The sequence below is a fragment of the Streptococcus sp. HMSC034B05 genome, assembly GCF_001809055.1.
In the GTDB taxonomy this organism is placed as follows: Bacteria; Bacillota; Bacilli; order Lactobacillales; family Streptococcaceae; genus Streptococcus; species Streptococcus constellatus.
On sequence record NZ_KV795596.1, the window covers coordinates 1 to 5,356 of the forward strand.

Consider the following 5,356-nt stretch of genomic DNA (forward strand, 5'->3'; position numbering starts at 1 on the left):
TGCTAAGCGACTACCATATCTCACAGGGGGCAACCCCCAACTACTTCCGGCGTTCTAGGGCTTAACTGCTGTGTTCGGCATGGGTACAGGTGTATCTCCTAGGCTATCGTCACTTAACTATATGAATGGACTCGGTCGAAAGCTTCGCTTCCTCTATCTCCCAAGCCAAAACATCCACTGGATATTTCGTCCACTCAAAATTGAATAACGCTCTCAAATCGTTTCAAGCATAAACTAAACATTCTGTGTTCTCAATAAAATTGTACTCGGGTTAAATCCTTGGAAAAAAGATAAATGGTCTGGTGTTCATCAAACACTACTCCCATTCCCTATTTCTCAAGGGGATTTTTCACCCTTAGTAACTAATCTAGGATAAGTCCTCGAGCTATTAGTATTAGTCCGCTCCATTGCTCACACAACTTCCACTCCTAACCTATCTACCTGATCTTCTCTCAGGGCTCTTACTGATATAAAATCATGGGAAATCTCATCTTGAGGTGGGTTTCACACTTAGATGCTTTCAGCGTTTATCCCTTCCCTACATAGCTACCCAGCGATGCTCTTGGCAGAACAACTGGTACACCAGCGGTAAGTCCACTCTGGTCCTCTCGTACTAGGAGCAGATCCTCTCAAATTTCCTTCGCCCGCGACGGATAGGGACCGAACTGTCTCACGACGTTCTGAACCCAGCTCGCGTGCCGCTTTAATGGGCGAACAGCCCAACCCTTGGGACCGACTACAGCCCCAGGATGCGACGAGCCGACATCGAGGTGCCAAACCTCCCCGTCGATGTGAACTCTTGGGGGAGATAAGCCTGTTATCCCCAGGGTAGCTTTTATCCGTTGAGCGATGGCCCTTCCATACGGTACCACCGGATCACTAAGCCCGACTTTCGTCCCTGCTCGAGTTGTAGCTCTCGCAGTCAAGCTCCCTTCTACCTTTACACTCTACGATTGATTTCCAACCAATCTGAGGGAACCTTTGGGCGCCTCCGTTACTCTTTAGGAGGCGACCGCCCCAGTCAAACTGCCCGTCAGACACTGTCTCCGTAGATGATCAACCTACCGGGTTAGAGTGGCCATAACACAAGGGTAGTATCCCAACATCGCCTCCATCGAAACTGGCGTCCCGATCTCATTGGCTCCTACCTATCCTGTACATGTGGTACAGACACTCAATATCAAACTGCAGTAAAGCTCCATGGGGTCTTCCCGTCCTGTCGCGGGTAACCTGCATCTTCACAGGTACTAAAATTTCACCGAGTCTCTCGTTGAGACAGTGCCCAAATCATTACGCCTTTCGTGCGGGTCGGAACTTACCCGACAAGGAATTTCGCTACCTTAGGACCGTTATAGTTACGGCCGCCGTTTACTGGGGCTTCAATTCATACCTTCGCGTTACCGCTAAGCACTCCTCTTAACCTTCCAGCACCGGGCAGGCGTCACCCCCTATACATCATCTTACGATTTAGCAGAGAGCTGTGTTTTTGATAAACAGTTGCTTGGGCCTATTCACTGCGGCTCAGTTAAACTGAGCACCCCTTCTCCCGAAGTTACGGGGTCATTTTGCCGAGTTCCTTAACGAGAGTTCTCTCGCTCACCTGAGGCTACTCGCCTCGACTACCTGTGTCGGTTTGCGGTACGGGTAGAATATAGATTAATGCTAGAAGCTTTTCTTGGCAGGGTGACATCACTCACTTCGCTACTAAACTTCGCTCCCCATCACAGCTCAACGTTACAGATATAAGCATTTGACTCATACCACGCCTCACTGCTTAGACGTGCTCTTCCATTCGCACGCTTGAGTTAGCCTTCTGCGTCCCTCCTTCACTCTATACTCTAGTACAGGAATCTCTACCTGTTGGCCATCGGATACACCTTTCGGTCTCTCCTTAGGTCCCGACTAACCCAGGGCGGACGAGCCTTCCCCTGGAAACCTTAGTCTTACGGTGGATGGGATTCTCACCCATCTTGCGCTACTCATACCGGCATTCTCACTTCTATGCGTTCCAGTGCTCCTCACGGTACACCTTCGCCACACATAGAACGCTCTCCTACCATACCTATAAAGGTATCCACAGCTTCGGTAAATTGTTTTAGCCCCGGTACATTTTCGGCGCAGGGTCACTCGACTAGTGAGCTATTACGCACTCTTTGAATGAATAGCTGCTTCTAAGCTAACATCCTAGTTGTCTGTGCAACCCCACATCCTTTTCCACTTAACAATTATTTGGGGACCTTAGCTGGTGGTCTGGGCTGTTTCCCTTTCGACTACGGATCTTAGCACTCGCAGTCTGACTGCCGACCATAATTCTTTGGCATTCGGAGTTTATCTGAGATTGGTAATCCGGGATGGACCCCTCACCCAAACAGTGCTCTACCTCCAAGAATCTTCATGTCGACGCTAGCCCTAAAGCTATTTCGGAGAGAACCAGCTATCTCCAAGTTCGTTTGGAATTTCTCCGCTACCCACAAGTCATCCAAGCACTTTTCAACGTGCCCTGGTTCGGTCCTCCAGTGCGTTTTACCGCACCTTCAACCTGCTCATGGGTAGGTCACATGGTTTCGGGTCTACATCATGATACTAAGTCGCCCTTTTCAGACTCGGTTTCCCTACGGCTCCGTCTCTTCAACTTAACCTCGCATCATAACGTAACTCGCCGGTTCATTCTACAAAAGGCACGCTCTCACCCATTAACGGGCTCGAACTTGTTGTAGGCACACGGTTTCAGGTTCTCTTTCACTCCCCTCCCGGGGTGCTTTTCACCTTTCCCTCACGGTACTGGTTCACTATCGGTCACTAGGGAGTATTTAGGGTTGGGAGATGGTCCTCCCAGATTCCGACGAGATTCCACGTGTCTCGCCGTACTCAGGATCCTGCTAGGTATAAAGACTATTTTAAATACGAGGCTCTTACTCTCTCTGGCAACCTTTCCCAAGGTCTTCTTCTATAATCTTTACGTCCACTTCGCAGTCCTACAACCCCGAAGAGTAAACTCTTCGGTTTGCCCTCCTGCCCTTTCGCTCGCCGCTACTTAGGCAATCGCTTTTGCTTTCTCTTCCTGCAGCTACTTAGATGTTTCAGTTCACTGCGTCTTCCTCCTCATATCCTTAACAGATATGGGTAACAGGTAGTACCTGTTGGGTTCCCCCATTCGGACATCCCTGGATCTACGCTTACTTACAGCTCCCCAAGGCATTTCGTCGTTTGTCACGTCCTTCTTCGGCTCCTAGTGCCAAGGCATCCACCGTGCGCCCTTACTAACTTAACCTTATTTTGACCTTTCAGTCATAAACTCATTAATATTCACAGCGTTTCGGTTTATTTTCTTGTTACTATTTGATATCGTTATTCAATTTTCAATGGGCTAATTAGGTTCGTGTTCAACTTCTTTACCCGTTGAACACCTATCCTATCTTATCTAGTTGAACAAGAATCTCATTTCTTTGCATCCTAGATAATGGAGCCTAGCGGGATCGAACCGCTGACCTCCTGCGTGCAAAGCAGGCGCTCTCCCAGCTGAGCTAAGGCCCCACAAGACCTCTCAAAACTAAACAAAACGAACTCAATGGCTTCCGATTTTTCCTTAGAAAGGAGGTGATCCAGCCGCACCTTCCGATACGGCTACCTTGTTACGACTTCACCCCAATCATCTATCCCACCTTAGGCGGCTGGCTCCTTACGGTTACCTCACCGACTTCGGGTGTTACAAACTCTCGTGGTGTGACGGGCGGTGTGTACAAGGCCCGGGAACGTATTCACCGCGGCGTGCTGATCCGCGATTACTAGCGATTCCGACTTCATGTAGGCGAGTTGCAGCCTACAATCCGAACTGAGACTGGCTTTCAGAGATTAGCTTGCCGTCACCGGCTTGCGACTCGTTGTACCAGCCATTGTAGCACGTGTGTAGCCCAGGTCATAAGGGGCATGATGATTTGACGTCATCCCCACCTTCCTCCGGTTTATTACCGGCAGTCTCGCTAGAGTGCCCAACTGAATGATGGCAACTAACAATAAGGGTTGCGCTCGTTGCGGGACTTAACCCAACATCTCACGACACGAGCTGACGACAACCATGCACCACCTGTCACCTCTGCCCCGAAGGGAAACTCTATCTCTAGAGTGGTCAGAGGGATGTCAAGACCTGGTAAGGTTCTTCGCGTTGCTTCGAATTAAACCACATGCTCCACCGCTTGTGCGGGCCCCCGTCAATTCCTTTGAGTTTCAACCTTGCGGTCGTACTCCCCAGGCGGAGTGCTTAATGCGTTAGCTGCGGCACTAAGTCCCGGAAAGGACCTAACACCTAGCACTCATCGTTTACGGCGTGGACTACCAGGGTATCTAATCCTGTTCGCTCCCCACGCTTTCGAGCCTCAGCGTCAGTTACAGACCAGAGAGCCGCTTTCGCCACCGGTGTTCCTCCATATATCTACGCATTTCACCGCTACACATGGAATTCCACTCTCCCCTTCTGCACTCAAGTTAAACAGTTTCCAAAGCCTACAATGGTTGAGCCACTGCCTTTCACTTCAGACTTATCTAACCGCCTGCGCTCGCTTTACGCCCAATAAATCCGGACAACGCTCGGGACCTACGTATTACCGCGGCTGCTGGCACGTAGTTAGCCGTCCCTTTCTGGTTAAGTACCGTCACTGTGTGAACTTTCCACTCTCACACACGTTCTTCCTTAACAACAGAGCTTTACGATCCGAAAACCTTCTTCACTCACGCGGCGTTGCTCGGTCAGGGTTCCCCCCATTGCCGAAGATTCCCTACTGCTGCCTCCCGTAGGAGTCTGGGCCGTGTCTCAGTCCCAGTGTGGCCGATCACCCTCTCAGGTCGGCTATGTATCGTTGCCTTGGTGAGCCGTTACCTCACCAACTAGCTAATACAACGCAGGTCCATCTGGTAGTGATGCATTTGCACCTTTTAAACATCTACCATGCAGTAAATGTTCTTATGCGGTATTAGCTATCGTTTCCAATAGTTATCCCCCGCTACCAGGCAGGTTACCTACGCGTTACTCACCCGTTCGCAACTCACAGGATACGGTGTAGTAAACTACGGTGCATCCTGTGCGTTCTACTTGCATGTATTAGGCACGCCGCCAGCGTTCGTCCTGAGCCAGGATCAAACTCTCATATAAAGTTTGAGCTCTCACTCATTTCTGTCACTGACAGATTTATTTTTCTTTTGTTTGACGGACTGTCTCTCAACAGTCGCCTGCACATTGGTTCGTCTTGTTCAGTTTTCAAAGGTCTTTATCGCCCTCAAGCGACAACTATCTTAGTATATCACCTCCTCCTCTTCTTGTCAATACTTTTTTTCATCTTTTTTTATTTTCCTCTAGCTTTTT

At 49.6% G+C, this 5,356-nt stretch carries 1 tRNA gene and 3 rRNA genes; all 4 read right to left on the reverse strand.

Annotated features, from left to right (window positions below):
- Window position 1: 1 nt before the first annotated feature.
- Window positions 2-117, reverse strand: a 5S ribosomal RNA gene (gene rrf / locus HMPREF2542_RS03540).
- A 251-nt stretch (window positions 118-368) separates the two neighbouring features.
- Window positions 369-3,271, reverse strand: a 23S ribosomal RNA gene (locus HMPREF2542_RS03545).
- Between the two features lie 190 nt (window positions 3,272-3,461).
- Window positions 3,462-3,534, reverse strand: a tRNA-Ala gene (locus tag HMPREF2542_RS03550).
- 56 nt (window positions 3,535-3,590) lie between these two features.
- Window positions 3,591-5,146, reverse strand: a 16S ribosomal RNA gene (locus tag HMPREF2542_RS03555).
- Together the 16S, 23S and 5S rRNA genes with 1 tRNA gene alongside form the textbook arrangement of a ribosomal RNA operon.
- Between the last annotated feature and the right edge of the window lie 210 nt (window positions 5,147-5,356).